The sequence below is a fragment of the Bacillus sp. BD59S genome (genome assembly GCF_007363175.1).
In the GTDB taxonomy this organism is placed as follows: Bacteria; Bacillota; Bacilli; order Bacillales; family Bacillaceae_G; genus Bacillus_A; species Bacillus_A pacificus.
The window spans coordinates 57,160-71,293 of sequence record NZ_CP034686.1; the positions used below are offsets into that span (position 1 = coordinate 57,160).

Consider the following 14,134-nt stretch of genomic DNA (forward strand, 5'->3'; position numbering starts at 1 on the left):
GAAATGATATTAATGATTGATAATTATGATTCTTTTACATTTAATTTAGTACAGTTTCTTGGAGAACTTGGACAAGAGCTTGTTGTTAAACGTAACGATGAAGTGACTATTTCAGATATTGAGAATATGAAACCAGACTTTTTAATGATTTCGCCAGGTCCATGTAGTCCGAATGAGGCAGGGATTAGTATGGAGGTTATTCGATACTTTGCTGGAAAGATTCCGATTTTTGGGGTTTGTCTTGGGCATCAATCTATTGCGCAAGTGTTTGGTGGAGAGGTTGTCCGTGCAGAGCGATTAATGCATGGGAAAACATCGCTTATGCATCATGATGAGAAGACGATTTTTTCGGATATCCCTAATCCGTTTACTGCGACGCGCTATCATTCCCTTATTGTTAAAAAAGAGACGTTACCTGATTGCTTAGAAGTAACATCTTGGACAGAAGAAGGGGAAATTATGGCGCTCCGCCATACAACATTACCGATTGAAGGTGTGCAGTTCCACCCGGAATCTATTATGACTTCTCACGGGAAAGAGTTGTTGCAGAATTTCATTCATAAATATAGTCCAAGTGTGACATCATGTTAATTTACGTAAATGGTCAGTATGTAGAATCAAGTGAAGCGAGAATTTCTCCTTATGATCATGGTTATTTATATGGTCTTGGAGTTTTTGAGACTTTTCGTATTTATAATGGTCATCCTTTTTTATTGGATGATCATTATGACCGTTTAATAGATGCGCTGGATACATTGCAAATAAAATGGACAATGACGAAAGATGAAGTAATGCTTATTTTGAAGAATTTACTCGTTAAGAATAAATTAGAGCATGCGTATGTCCGTTTTAATGTATCGGCGGGTATAGATGAAATTGGATTGCAAACAGAAATTTATGAAGAGCCGTCTATTATTGTTTTTATAAAACCTTTAGCGGCCCCGGGAGATGTAGTGGAAAAAGAAGGGGTTGTCTTAAATCAAGTGAGAAATACACCAGAGGGTGCATCTCGCTTGAAGTCTCACCATTATTTAAATAACATTTTGGGGAAACGTGAAATTGGAAATGGTGTGAATAAGGAAGGGATTTTCCTGACTGAAGTAGGTTATGTTGCAGAGGGTATTGTTTCGAATCTCTTTTTTGTGAAAGGTGATATTTTATATACACCTTCGCTTGAAACAGGGATTTTAAATGGTATCACTCGTGCGTTTATTATAAAGGTTGCTGAAGAGATTGGTATAGAAGTAAAAGAAGGTTTCTTTACAAAAGATGAATTACTTTCAGCTGATGAAGTCTTCGTAACAAACTCGATTCAAGAAATTGTTCCGCTTAATCGTATAGAGGGGCGAGATTTCCCGGGTAAAGTAGGTATGGTTACAAAAAGATTTATGGACCTTTATGAAATGCAGAGAGAGAAATTGTGGAGCAGAAATGAATTACGAAGAGGAGATGTGTAGTTTGAAGTGGGATTATGATTTGCGCTGCGGCGAATATACATTGAACTTAAATGAAAAAACGTTAATTATGGGGATTTTAAACGTAACACCAGATTCGTTTTCTGATGGTGGGAGTTACAACGAGGTAGATGCTGCAGTGCGCCATGCGAAAGAAATGCGAGATGAAGGTGCTCATATTATTGATATTGGTGGCGAATCTACTCGTCCGGGCTTTGCTAAAGTATCGGTGGAAGAAGAAATAAAACGAGTTGTTCCAATGATTCAGGCTGTTTCAAAAGAGGTGAAATTGCCTATTTCTATCGACACGTATAAAGCGGAAGTTGCAAAACAGGCAATTGAAGCTGGTGCTCATATTATTAATGATATTTGGGGAGCGAAGGCGGAACCAAAAATCGCTGAAGTTGCAGCTCATTACGATGTACCTATTATCTTAATGCATAATCGCGATAATATGAATTATCGTAATTTAATGGCTGATATGATTGCTGACTTATATGACAGTATTAAAATTGCTAAAGATGCTGGCGTGCGAGATGAGAATATCATTTTAGACCCAGGTATCGGTTTTGCTAAAACGCCTGAACAAAATTTAGAAGCGATGCGTAATTTAGAACAGTTAAACGTACTAGGTTATCCAGTTCTCTTAGGTACTTCAAGAAAGTCCTTTATTGGGCATGTGCTAGATTTACCGGTAGAAGAACGTCTTGAGGGGACGGGAGCTACCGTTTGTCTTGGTATTGAAAAGGGTTGTGAGTTTGTTCGTGTTCATGATGTGAAGGAAATGGCACGTATGGCTAAGATGATGGATGCGATGATTGGTAAGGGGGTAAAGTAATTGGATAAAATTTATATTCATGATATGGAGTTTTATGGTTATCATGGTGTATTCCCAGAGGAAAATAAATTGGGCCAGAGATTTAAAGTGGACTTAACTGTGGAATTGGATTTGAAGCGAGCAGGAGAAAGTGATGACTTAGAGCATTCTGTTAATTATGGAGAACTTTTCGAGTTATGTAGGAAAGTTGTAGAAGATAGAACATATAAGCTTGTAGAGAGTATTGCTGAAAATATTGCTACAGATATATTGAAACAATATGAGAGTATTTCAAGATGTACGATAAAGGTAATTAAACCAGATCCGCCGATACCGGGGCATTATCGTGCTGTAGCGGTAGAAATTACGAGAGAACGTCCATGAATAATATAGCTTACATTGCATTAGGTTCAAATATTGGAGAACGTTATACGTATTTAACTGAAGCGATTCAGTTTCTGAATAAAAATCCTTATATCAAAGTTGAAGATGTTTCGTCTGTATATGAGACGGAACCGGTTGGCTATACTGACCAAAGTTGCTTTTTAAATTTAGTTATAAAAATTTCTACCAATTTATCACCGCAAGAATTATTGAAAGTAACGCAAAAAGTAGAAAATGATCTAGGAAGAAAAAGGGAAATTAGGTGGGGACCTAGGACTATCGACCTTGACATTTTACTATATAATCAAGAAAATATTGAAGCAGAGAATCTTATTGTTCCGCATCCGCGGATGTTCGAAAGAGCTTTTGTTATCGTTCCGTTGTTAGAGATTAATCAAGATATAAAACAAAACATTTCACGTTCACAAGTAGAAGAAATGAAAAGGCGAGAGGGAGTAACGGTATGGAAGCAGAAAAATGGGGAAGACGCATTCGTGCTTTTCGAAAACTAAAAGGTTACACGCAAGAAGGTTTTGCAAAAGAATTAGGGGTATCTGTATCTGTTTTAGGTGAAGTTGAGCGAGGGAATCGATCGCCTTCCCAAGACTTTGTAGTGGAAGTTGCTAAAGCATTAAAGGTCTCGATAGATGAGCTAATGCCAAAGTGACCATGAAGGAAGGAGTAAATCGAGTGTTAAAAATCGCAAATATTGAGATGAAAAATCCGGTTGTATTAGCACCGATGGCGGGAGTGTGTAACTCTGCATTCCGTTTGACAGTAAAAGAATTCGGTGCAGGCCTAGTTTGTGCTGAAATGGTAAGTGATAAGGCGATACTACTGAATAATAAAAGAACATTAGATATGTTATATATTGATGAGAGAGAAAAGCCATTAAGTTTACAAATTTTTGGTGGCGAGAAAGAAACCCTTGTAGATGCTGCGAAATACGTAGATCAATATACGACAGCAGACATCATTGATATTAATATGGGGTGCCCAGTACCAAAAATCGTTAAGTGTGATGCAGGAGCAAAGTGGCTTTTAGACCCAAATAAAATATATGAAATGGTAGCAGCAGTTGTAGATGCTGTAGAAAAACCAGTTACAGTTAAAATGCGTATTGGTTGGGATGAGGATCATATTTTCGCAATCGAGAATGCGAAGGCTGTTGAGCGTGCAGGTGGACAAGCGGTAGCAGTTCATGGGCGCACACGAGTACAAATGTATGAAGGAAAAGCGGATTGGGATATTATTAAACAAGTAAAACAAGCTGTAAATATCCCGGTTATCGGAAATGGTGATGTCGCAACGCCACAAGATGCAAAGCGTATGCTTGATGAAATCGGTGTAGATGGTGTTATGATTGGCCGCGCTGCCCTTGGGGATCCATGGATGATTTATCGTACGGTAAAGTATTTAGAGACGGGTGAATTAATGCCAGAACCGACAGTACGTGAGAAAATTGACGTATGTATGTTGCATCTAGATCGTCTGATCGATTTAAAGAATGAAAATGTCGCTGTAAGAGAGATGAGAAAGCACGCAGCTTGGTATTTAAAGGGTATTCGTGGTAATGCAACTGTACGTAATGGTATCAATGCTTGTAATACCCGTGAAGACCTTGCGAATGTATTAGGTACATTTGTAGAAGAAGTAGAAGCGAAACAACAAACAATTCACGTTGGTTAATAATAGGAAGGGAAGATTGACATTCTTCTATACACTTCCTATAATTACGTGAAAGAAAGAAGAACTGCCAGTTAGTTGCTGGCAGTTTTTCTAGTTGAGTAGAAAATGCTATACTGTATATATTGTAAAAATTAATAGAGCTGGAGTGATATCAATACCATGGATAACATGAACCACGAAGAATTAAACGACCAATTGCTTGTTCGTCGTGAAAAGCTACATAACTTACGTGAGCAAGGGATCGATCCGTTCGGTAAACGTTTTGAACGTACAAATGCAACAAATGAATTATTAAGCCTATATGGAGAGTTCTCTAAAGAAGAATTAGAGGAGAAAGAAATCTCTGTTTCTATCGCTGGTCGTATTATGACAAAACGCGGTAAAGGAAAAGCTGGATTTGCACATATTCAAGATTTACATGGACAAGTTCAAATTTACGTTCGTAAAGATGCTGTTGGAGATGAAGAGTACGAATTATTTAAAACAGCAGATTTAGGTGACTTAGTAGGTATTGAAGGTAAAATTTTCAAAACGAACGTTGGAGAACTTTCGGTGAAAGCAACGGGCTTTACGTTATTAACGAAATCTCTTCGTCCATTACCGGATAAATATCATGGATTAAAAGATGTTGAACAACGTTACCGTCAACGTTACTTAGACTTAATTACAAGTATGGAAAGCCGTGAAACATTTGTTACTCGCAGTAAAATCATTCGTGAAATGAGAAGATACTTAGATGACAATGGTTATCTTGAAGTGGAAACACCTATGATGCACGCAATTGCAGGTGGAGCTTCTGCGCGTCCTTTCATCACGCACCATAATGCGTTAGATATGGAATTATATATGCGTATCGCAATTGAACTTCATTTAAAACGCCTTATTGTGGGTGGATTAGAAAAAGTTTATGAAATCGGCCGTGTATTCCGTAACGAGGGTGTATCAACTCGTCATAATCCCGAGTTTACGATGATTGAATTATATGAAGCGTATGCTGATTATAAAGATATTATGAAACTAACAGAAAATATGGTTGCTCATATCGCGAAGCAAGTACTAGGTACAACAACAATTCAGTATGGTGATTATGAAATTAATCTAGAACCAGAATGGACACGCCTTCATATGGTAGATGCAATTAAAGAACATTCTGGAGCAGATTTCTGGAATCCGATGAGTGTAGAAGAAGCGCGTGAACTTGCAAAAGAACATAATGTAGAAATTAAGGATACAATGGAAGTTGGTCATATTATTAATGAATTCTTCGAGCAAAAAGTAGAAGATAAATTAATCCAGCCAACATTTATTTACGGTCATCCGGTAGAAATTTCGCCACTTGCGAAAAAGAATGACGAAGATCCACGATTCACAGACCGTTTCGAATTATTTATTGTTGCACGTGAACATGCAAATGCATTCACTGAATTAAATGATCCAATCGATCAGAAAGAACGTTTTGAAGCGCAATTAAAAGAACGCGAACAAGGTAATGATGAAGCTCACATGATGGATGATGATTATATCGAAGCTCTTGAGTATGGTATGCCTCCTACAGGTGGACTAGGAATTGGTATTGATCGTCTTGTTATGTTATTAACGAATGCACCATCTATTCGTGACGTACTATTATTCCCTGCTATGCGTCATAAACAAGACTAAGCTTTGGAGATTTCTCCAAAGCTTTTTTTATTTAAGTGTGAGTAGTAGAGTTTGGTGGTGCGAGAAATTATATTTATATAGAAGAAAAGTGCTGTTTTTATACTTTTTTACTAAGTTAAAAATTTTATTAGAAAAACTATTGCATTTTAATAATCAAACTGGTATATTTATATTCGTTGCCACGAAAGGTAACAAGCAAAACAAACGAAAAACAACTTATTAAAAAAAGTTGTTGACGAAAATATAACGAAATGTTATATTGATAAAGTCGCTTACGAGCGACGAAGTAGTTCTTTGAAAACTGAACGAAACAAACAACGTGAAACGTCAATTTTTATTTTATGATGCTAGACAAACTAACTTTATTGGAGAGTTTGATCCTGGCTCAGGATGAACGCTGGCGGCGTGCCTCCTTCATAGTTTGGTGATGATGGCAGAGAGGTCACACCCGTTCCCATACCGAACACGGAAGTTAAGCTCTCTAGCGCCGATGGTAGTTGGGACCTTGTCCCTGTGAGAGTAGGACGTCGCCAAGCAATTAAACACGAGTCAAATGACTCGTGTTTTTTCGTGTTTTCTTTTATAATCCATAGTAATTAAAAATGTATTTAAATAAGTATTATTTTGATTAAATACAGTAGAATGTGGCTAGGATAGTAAATAAGCAAAAGAGTTGCAAATTTTATTAATACGTATATAATTAAAGTCAAAGATAGTCAAAGTCAATAAAGGTGGCGGATAAATGAGAAATATATCTGATATCATTGAGCAATATCTAAAGCAAGTTATTGACTTAAGTAATAATAATGTGATTGAAATCAAAAGAAATGAGATTGCGGATCGATTCGAGTGCGTACCATCTCAAATCAATTATGTAATCAATACCCGTTTTACGTTAGAAAGAGGATTTGTAGTAGAAAGTAAACGTGGTGGAGGAGGTTACATTCGCATTATAAAAGTCAAACTGCATGACGATATAGACATTATTGATCAAATGCTTCATATGATTGATCATAGCGTTGCGCAAGGAAATGCAGAGAGTATGATTATACGTTTAATAGAAGAGGGAATCATAACGAATCGTGAAGCTAAACTTATGTTAAGCGTACTAGATCGTTCTGTATTATCAATGGATGTTCCTTCTCGAGATGAACTTAGGGCTCGAATATTATGCGCAATGTTAAGAACACTGAAATATAAATAAATACAGCTTTTGTAAAAGAATAATAACTAAGAGATAAGGCAGTTAAATATTGTAGAAGTTTTGAAAAAAGAACACGCACTTTTATGTAAACGAATAAAGGAAAGTGAACAGTCTAGTAATGTATGAAAAGTACTATGAGATAGATCGTTCCTGTTGTAAAGGTGGGGATAGTGATGACTTGTCAAAACTGTAATATAAGACCAGCAACTTTACATTATACAAAAGTAATTAACGAAAAGAAGGCGGAAGTTCATCTTTGTGAGCAATGTGCAGAACAAAGTGGCTATACGTCTTTCTTTCAATCATCGCAGTCTAACTTTTCATTCCATGATTTATTTGCTGGGTTATTACACGGTGAATCAACAATGTTTGAAGAAGGAAAAAGCGGATTTTCGAACACAAATATATTAAGATGTCCAGATTGTAAAATGACATATGAGCAACTTACAAAGGTAGGACGCTTTGGATGTGCTTCTTGTTACGATACATTTAAGGAACATGTAAAGCCGTTATTAAAACGTCTTCACGGCGGGCATACAGATCATTGTGGAAAAATTCCGGAGCGTATAGAAGGAAATATTCACTTAAAGAAAGAATTAGATGAACTAAAACTCATTCTGAAACAATACGTACAGAAAGAGGAATTTGAGAAAGCTGCTGAAATAAGGGATAAAATTAGAAACCTTGAAAATCAGCTTAGTGAGCATAGAGAGGGGGAATAGTTCTATGTCACTGGACAAAATTATGAATGAAGCGATTAGTCCGTGGATGAAGGGGGATGGCCCTGATTCTGATATTGTTTTAAGTAGTCGAATTCGTTTGGCTCGTAATTTTAAAAAATATCAATTCTCTACTATGCAAAATGAAGAAGAAGCTAAACTGATTCAAGAATTATTTAAAAAGGAATTTATAAATAAAACGGTAGAACCTTTTGGAGAGTTTGAGCTATTAAAAATGAATGAATTAACGCCTCTTCAAAGGAGAGTATTAGTTGAAAAGCATTTAATTAGTCCCAACCTTGCAGGAACAGAATATGGAGCATGTCTATTGTCAGAAAGCGAACATATTAGTGTTATGCTGAATGAAGAAGACCATATTCGGATTCAGTGCTTATTTTCAGGATTGCAGTTATCAGAGGCTCTTCAAAGTGCCAATCAAATAGATAATTGGATTGAGAAAGAGGTTGAATATGCTTTTGATGAATCACTTGGATATATTACAAGCTGCCCTACTAATGTTGGTACAGGATTGAGGGCTTCTGTAATGATTCATTTACCGGGGCTCGTTTTGACGAAAAGAATTAGCCGTATTATACAAGTAATTCAAAAATTAGGGTTAGTAGTAAGAGGAATATACGGTGAAGGTAGCGAAGCGTTAGGTAATATATTTCAAGTGTCAAACCAAATGACGCTAGGAAAATCTGAAGAAGATATTATTGCAGATTTAAAGAGTGTCATTCAACAAATCATACAGCAAGAAAAGATGGCTAGAGAATTAATTGTACAAAATTCAAGTATTGAGCTTGAAGATAAAGTTTATCGCTCTTATGGCATACTAGCCAACAGTCGTTTAATTCAATCTGCGGAAGCAGCCAATTGCTTATCAGATTTACGACTTGGTATTGATTTAGGATATATAAAAGGTATATCGAGAAATATTTTGACTGAGCTAATGGTTCTTACACAACCAGGCATTTTACAACAATATGCAGGAGGACCTTTAGGACCAGAAGAAAGAGATTATCGAAGAGCAACCTTAATCCGTGAGCGATTACGTATTGAAAAAACTAAGCGCAAGTAGGAGGCGATTTCTATGATGTTTGGAAGATTTACAGAAAGAGCACAGAAAGTATTAGCTTTATCTCAAGAGGAAGCGATTCGTATTGGGCATAACAATATTGGAACAGAACATATTTTACTTGGGCTTGTCCGCGAAGGTGAAGGGATTGCAGCAAAAGCGTTGATTGCTCTTGGATTAAGCCCGGAGAAAGTTCAAAAAGAGGTAGAAGCGTTAATTGGGCGCGGAACAGAAGCTTCTCAAACTGTACATTATACACCGCGTGCTAAAAAGGTTATTGAGTTGTCTATGGATGAAGCTCGCAAATTAGGTCATTCTTATGTTGGAACAGAACATATCTTACTTGGTTTAATCCGCGAAGGTGAAGGGGTAGCAGCACGTGTTTTAAATAACTTAGGTGTTAGCTTAAATAAGGCAAGACAACAAGTATTGCAACTTCTTGGAAGTAATGAAGCAAGTTCAGGTCATCAAGGTGGTTCTTCAACAAATGCAAATACACCAACACTTGATAGCTTAGCACGTGATTTAACAGTTGTTGCACGTGAAAATCGTTTAGATCCTGTTATTGGACGTGGTAAAGAAATTCAACGTGTAATTGAAGTTTTAAGTCGTAGAACAAAAAACAACCCTGTATTAATTGGGGAGCCTGGTGTAGGTAAAACGGCAATTGCAGAAGGATTAGCACAACAAATCGTAAATAATGAAGTTCCTGAAACTTTAAGAGATAAGCGTGTTATGACACTAGATATGGGCACAGTGGTAGCCGGAACGAAATACCGTGGTGAATTTGAAGACCGTTTGAAGAAAGTAATGGATGAAATCCGCCAAGCAGGAAATATCATTCTATTTATTGATGAACTTCATACATTAATTGGTGCAGGCGGCGCAGAAGGTGCTATTGACGCATCTAACATTTTAAAACCATCTTTAGCTCGTGGAGAATTACAATGTATTGGGGCGACAACGTTAGATGAATATCGCAAATATATTGAAAAAGACGCAGCTTTAGAGAGACGTTTCCAACCAATTCATGTTGATGAGCCAAGTTTAGATGAATCAACTCAAATTTTGAAAGGTTTACGCGATCGTTATGAGGCACATCACCGCGTATCTATTACAGATGATGCAATTGATGCAGCTGTAAAGCTTTCAGATCGTTACATTACAGATCGTTTCTTACCAGATAAAGCAATTGATTTAATTGATGAAGCTGCTTCAAAGGTGCGCTTACGCTCTTATACAACACCACCAAATCTAAAAGAGCTTGAAGTGAAGCTTGAGGAAATTAGGAAAGAAAAAGATGCAGCTGTACAAAGTCAAGAATTTGAAAAAGCTGCTTCGTTACGTGATATGGAACAACGCTTACGTGAGAAGTTAGAAGATACGAAGCGTCAATGGAAAGAGCAACAAGGAAAAGAAAACTCAGAAGTGACAGTAGAAGATATTGCAAATGTCGTTTCTACGTGGACTCGTATCCCGGTTTCTAAACTTGCACAAACAGAGACTGATAAATTATTAAACTTAGAATCAATTCTTCACGATCGTGTGATCGGTCAAGATGAAGCGGTAGTAGCTGTAGCGAAAGCTGTTCGTCGTGCTAGAGCAGGCTTGAAAGATCCGAAACGTCCGATTGGTTCATTTATTTTCTTAGGACCAACAGGTGTAGGTAAAACGGAGCTAGCAAGAGCGTTGGCAGAATCTATGTTCGGTGATGAGGATGCAATGATTCGCATCGATATGTCTGAGTACATGGAGAAGCATTCTACTTCTCGTTTAGTTGGATCTCCTCCAGGATATGTTGGATATGAAGAAGGTGGACAATTAACAGAAAAGGTTCGCCGTAAGCCATATTCAGTTGTCTTATTAGATGAAGTAGAGAAAGCTCATCCTGATGTGTTTAACATTTTACTACAAGTATTAGAAGATGGTCGCTTAACAGATTCTAAAGGGCGTACAGTTGATTTCCGTAATACAATTGTTATTATGACATCTAACGTTGGTGCAGAAGCGTTAAAACGTAATAAACATCTTGGATTTAACGTACAAGATGAGAGCCGCGATTATTCAGATATGAAAGGTAAAGTAATGGATGAACTGAAAAAGGCATTCCGTCCAGAATTCTTAAACCGTATTGATGAAATTATCGTGTTCCATATGCTTGAGAAAAAACATATTCAAGAGATTGTAACACTTATGGTAAATCAGTTAGTAAATCGCTTAAAAGAGCAAGAAATTGAATTGCATTTAACAGAAGGAGCGATTTCGGCTATTGCTGATAAAGGGTTTGACCGAGAGTACGGTGCTCGTCCGCTTCGTAGAGCAATTCAGAAACATGTAGAAGATAGACTATCGGAAGAACTTTTAAAAGGTGCTATTGAGAAAGGACAAAAAGTTATCTTTGATGTTGAAGGAGAATCATTTGTCATTCATAGTGCTGAAAAGGTAAAATAAGTATAGACAAACTAAGAGGGCTACGAGATAGCCCTCTTTCTTGTACGACAAGGATAAATTGTTTATAGATGAAAGTGAAGTGAGATATAAAACGATATGGCTAAAAAGAAAACAAAATTTACATGTCAAGAGTGTGGGTATCAGTCACCAAAATATATGGGGAAATGCCCTGGATGTGGTCAATGGAATACGCTTGTTGAAGAGATGGAACCGGTTGTATCATCAAGGCGCCTTAATTATGCCAATGCAATTCAAACAGAAGTAACAAAACCAAGGCGTCTAACAGAAGTGGAAACAAAGTCTGAGGCGCGTATTGAAACAAAATTTCAAGAATTTAACCGTGTACTTGGTGGCGGGATTGTAGATGGATCCTTAGTACTGATTGGTGGAGACCCCGGGATTGGAAAATCAACGTTACTGTTACAAATATCATCGCAATTAGCAGATTCTTCATATGATGTCCTATATATATCAGGTGAAGAATCAGCAAAACAGATTAAACTGCGTGCGGATCGTTTACATGTAAATGGTAGTAATCTATTTGTTGTATCAGAGACGGATTTACAGCGAATTGCAACACATATTGAAGAGGTGAACCCAGCCTTTGTTGTTATTGACTCTATTCAAACAATACATCTACCTGAAGTAACATCAGCGCCGGGAAGTGTGGCACAAGTTCGTGAATGTACAGCGGAATTAATGAAACTTGCAAAAACGAAAGGAATCCCTATTTTTATCGTTGGACATGTGACAAAAGAGGGAGCGATTGCAGGACCTCGTATGTTAGAACATATGGTCGATGCAGTTCTTTACTTTGAAGGAGACCGTCATCATACATACCGTATTTTGCGAGCAGTAAAGAATCGTTTTGGTTCTACGAATGAAATGGGTATTTTTGAAATGAAAGAGCTTGGCCTTGCAGAAGTATTAAACCCTTCTGAAATTTTTCTTGAGGAAAGACCAGTTGGGGTTGCAGGATCAACAGTGGTTGCCTCAATGGAAGGAACAAGACCAGTTTTAGTAGAAATACAAGCATTAATCTCCCCTACTAGTTTTGGAAACCCGCGAAGAATGGCAACGGGAATTGATCATAATCGTGTATCGCTTATTATGGCAGTGCTAGAAAAAAGAACAGGCTTATTATTGCAAAATCAGGATGCATATTTAAAAGTAGCAGGTGGTTTGAAGTTAGATGAACCAGCAATTGATTTAGCTGTCGCTTTAAGTATAGCTTCAAGTTTTAGAGATAAATCAACGGCACCAACCGATGCAGTAATAGGAGAAGTAGGATTAACTGGAGAAATAAGAAGAGTATCAAGAATCGAACAACGTGTACAAGAAGCAGCTAAATTAGGATTTCAACGTGCTATTATTCCTAGAAAAAACTTGGGAGGATGGACAATTCCAGATGGGATTGAGGTAGTTGGTGTATCTAATTTAGGAGAAGCGCTTCGTTTGACATTAGGAGGCTAGGCTATGGAAGAAAACAAGCAACGTGTCAAAAGTATGATTAATATTTTACAACTTGTGGCCCCGGGAACACCACTGCGCGAAGGGATAGATAATGTACTTCGCGCACAAACAGGGGGATTAATTGTTCTTGGATATAATGAGCAGATTAAAAGTATTGTTGATGGAGGTTTTCATATTAATTGTGCATTTTCTCCGGCTAGTTTATACGAATTAGCAAAAATGGATGGGGCACTTATTTTAAATGAAACTGGAAGTAAAATTTTGATTGCGAACGCACAGTTAGTTCCAGAGTCATCTATCGACTCTATTGAGACAGGTATGCGCCACCGAACGGCGGAGCGCGTAGCAAAGCAGACAGGTAGCCTTGTTGTGGCTATTTCACAAAGACGTAACGTAATTACGCTATACCAAGGGAATTTACGTTATACACTAAAAGATATAGGTGTTATTTTAACAAAGGCAAACCAAGCTATTCAAACGTTAGAAAAATATAAGGCTGTATGGAATGATGGGATTACGAATTTGGGCATTCTAGAATTTGAAGAGGTTGTTACAATGTCCGAGGTGGTTCATGTTTTACATAGTGTTGAAATGGTACTACGTATTAAAAATGAAATATTGAGCTATATTCATGAATTGGGAACAGAAGGTAGGTTAATTCGTTTACAACTTACGGAACTACTAGCCGACTTAGAAGCAGAGGCAGCGCTATTAATTAAAGATTACTATCAAGAAAAAACACAAGACCATCATCAAATTTTGAAAAAGTTACAAGAGCTTGCGAATACACAACTTCTAGAGGATAGTGATTTAGTTAAATTGCTCGGATACCCGGGACAAACGAGTTTAGAAGAAAGTGTGACGCCGAGAGGATACCGAATCACAAGCAAAATTTCGCGTGTTCCACCACTTATCATTGAAAATTTAATTAATCGATTTAAAACCTTGCAGGGTGTTTGTCGTGCAACTATTAATGAATTAGATGATGTAGAAGGAATTGGAGAAGTCAGGGCGAAGAAAATACGAGAAGGCCTAAAAAGAATTCAAGAGCATCTCTATATGAGTAGACACAATTAAGAATATTACATTGATTCCATAATATAACGACACTAGAACATTTTTGGTATATGATATGATATATTGGTAAATAAAACTATTTATAAAAAAACACGTCCGCTTTTGCATTGGGCGTTTTGATTAGCGAAA

General features: G+C 37.2%; 14 protein-coding genes and 1 rRNA gene. All 15 read left to right on the forward strand.

Annotation, left to right across the window (positions count from 1 at the left end; all coding sequences use genetic code 11):
• The first annotated feature begins 3 nt into the window (after window positions 1-3).
• The 15 genes from pabA (at window position 4) to disA (ending at window position 14,005) form a co-directional block, all read left to right on the forward strand.
• Window positions 4-591, forward strand: a complete 588-nt coding sequence (gene pabA, locus EKQ63_RS02170) for an aminodeoxychorismate/anthranilate synthase component II (protein ID WP_143880700.1) — start codon at window positions 4-6, stop codon at window positions 589-591.
• Entirely contained in the window at window positions 585-1,457 is an 873-nt protein-coding gene (pabC, locus tag EKQ63_RS02175; RefSeq protein ID WP_143880701.1) for an aminodeoxychorismate lyase, read from the forward strand. Before pabA ends, pabC begins: the two co-directional genes overlap by 7 nt.
• Window positions 1,432-2,292, forward strand: coding sequence for a dihydropteroate synthase (gene folP, locus EKQ63_RS02180; RefSeq protein WP_140168775.1), 861 nt, complete (start codon window positions 1,432-1,434; stop codon window positions 2,290-2,292). The genes pabC and folP overlap by 26 nt, the downstream gene beginning before the upstream one ends.
• A complete protein-coding gene (folB, locus tag EKQ63_RS02185; RefSeq protein WP_000358063.1) occupies window positions 2,293-2,655 on the forward strand; it encodes a dihydroneopterin aldolase in 363 nt (120 codons plus the stop codon).
• On the forward strand, window positions 2,652-3,167 hold the full coding sequence (gene folK, locus EKQ63_RS02190; RefSeq protein WP_001059445.1) for a 2-amino-4-hydroxy-6-hydroxymethyldihydropteridine diphosphokinase: 516 nt from the start codon (window positions 2,652-2,654) through the stop codon (window positions 3,165-3,167). The genes folB and folK overlap by 4 nt, the downstream gene beginning before the upstream one ends.
• A complete protein-coding gene (locus tag EKQ63_RS02195; protein ID WP_000387027.1) occupies window positions 3,119-3,322 on the forward strand; it encodes a helix-turn-helix domain-containing protein in 204 nt (67 codons plus the stop codon). The genes folK and EKQ63_RS02195 overlap by 49 nt, the downstream gene beginning before the upstream one ends.
• Before the next feature lie 23 nt (window positions 3,323-3,345).
• Window positions 3,346-4,344 carry a tRNA dihydrouridine synthase DusB gene (gene dusB / locus EKQ63_RS02200; protein ID WP_000912258.1) on the forward strand — a complete coding sequence of 333 codons (999 nt, stop codon included), beginning with the start codon at window positions 3,346-3,348 and terminating at the stop codon, window positions 4,342-4,344.
• 159 nt (window positions 4,345-4,503) lie between these two features.
• Complete coding sequence (lysS, locus tag EKQ63_RS02205; protein ID WP_000369677.1) at window positions 4,504-6,003, forward strand: lysine--tRNA ligase; 1,500 nt, start codon at window positions 4,504-4,506, stop codon at window positions 6,001-6,003.
• A gap of 420 nt (window positions 6,004-6,423) precedes the next feature.
• A 5S ribosomal RNA gene (rrf, locus tag EKQ63_RS02215) occupies window positions 6,424-6,539 on the forward strand.
• Window positions 6,540-6,745: 206 nt separating this feature from the next.
• Window positions 6,746-7,207 carry a transcriptional regulator CtsR gene (gene ctsR, locus EKQ63_RS02220; RefSeq protein WP_001244563.1) on the forward strand — a complete coding sequence of 154 codons (462 nt, stop codon included), beginning with the start codon at window positions 6,746-6,748 and terminating at the stop codon, window positions 7,205-7,207.
• Window positions 7,208-7,380: 173 nt separating this feature from the next.
• Window positions 7,381-7,929: a protein-arginine kinase activator protein McsA gene (locus EKQ63_RS02225; RefSeq protein WP_087951326.1), complete on the forward strand. Its 549-nt coding sequence runs from the start codon at window positions 7,381-7,383 to the stop codon at window positions 7,927-7,929.
• A 4-nt stretch (window positions 7,930-7,933) separates the two neighbouring features.
• On the forward strand, window positions 7,934-9,007 hold the full coding sequence (locus tag EKQ63_RS02230; RefSeq protein WP_087951327.1) for a protein-arginine kinase McsB: 1,074 nt from the start codon (window positions 7,934-7,936) through the stop codon (window positions 9,005-9,007).
• Between the two features lie 12 nt (window positions 9,008-9,019).
• Complete coding sequence (gene clpC / locus EKQ63_RS02235) at window positions 9,020-11,455, forward strand: ATP-dependent protease ATP-binding subunit ClpC (RefSeq protein WP_000971179.1); 2,436 nt, start codon at window positions 9,020-9,022, stop codon at window positions 11,453-11,455.
• Window positions 11,456-11,551: 96 nt separating this feature from the next.
• Window positions 11,552-12,928, forward strand: a complete 1,377-nt coding sequence (radA, locus tag EKQ63_RS02240; RefSeq protein ID WP_001085212.1) for a DNA repair protein RadA — start codon at window positions 11,552-11,554, stop codon at window positions 12,926-12,928.
• Window positions 12,929-12,931: 3 nt separating this feature from the next.
• A complete protein-coding gene (disA, locus tag EKQ63_RS02245; RefSeq protein ID WP_000392168.1) occupies window positions 12,932-14,005 on the forward strand; it encodes a DNA integrity scanning diadenylate cyclase DisA in 1,074 nt (357 codons plus the stop codon).
• The last annotated feature ends 129 nt before the right edge of the window (window positions 14,006-14,134 follow it).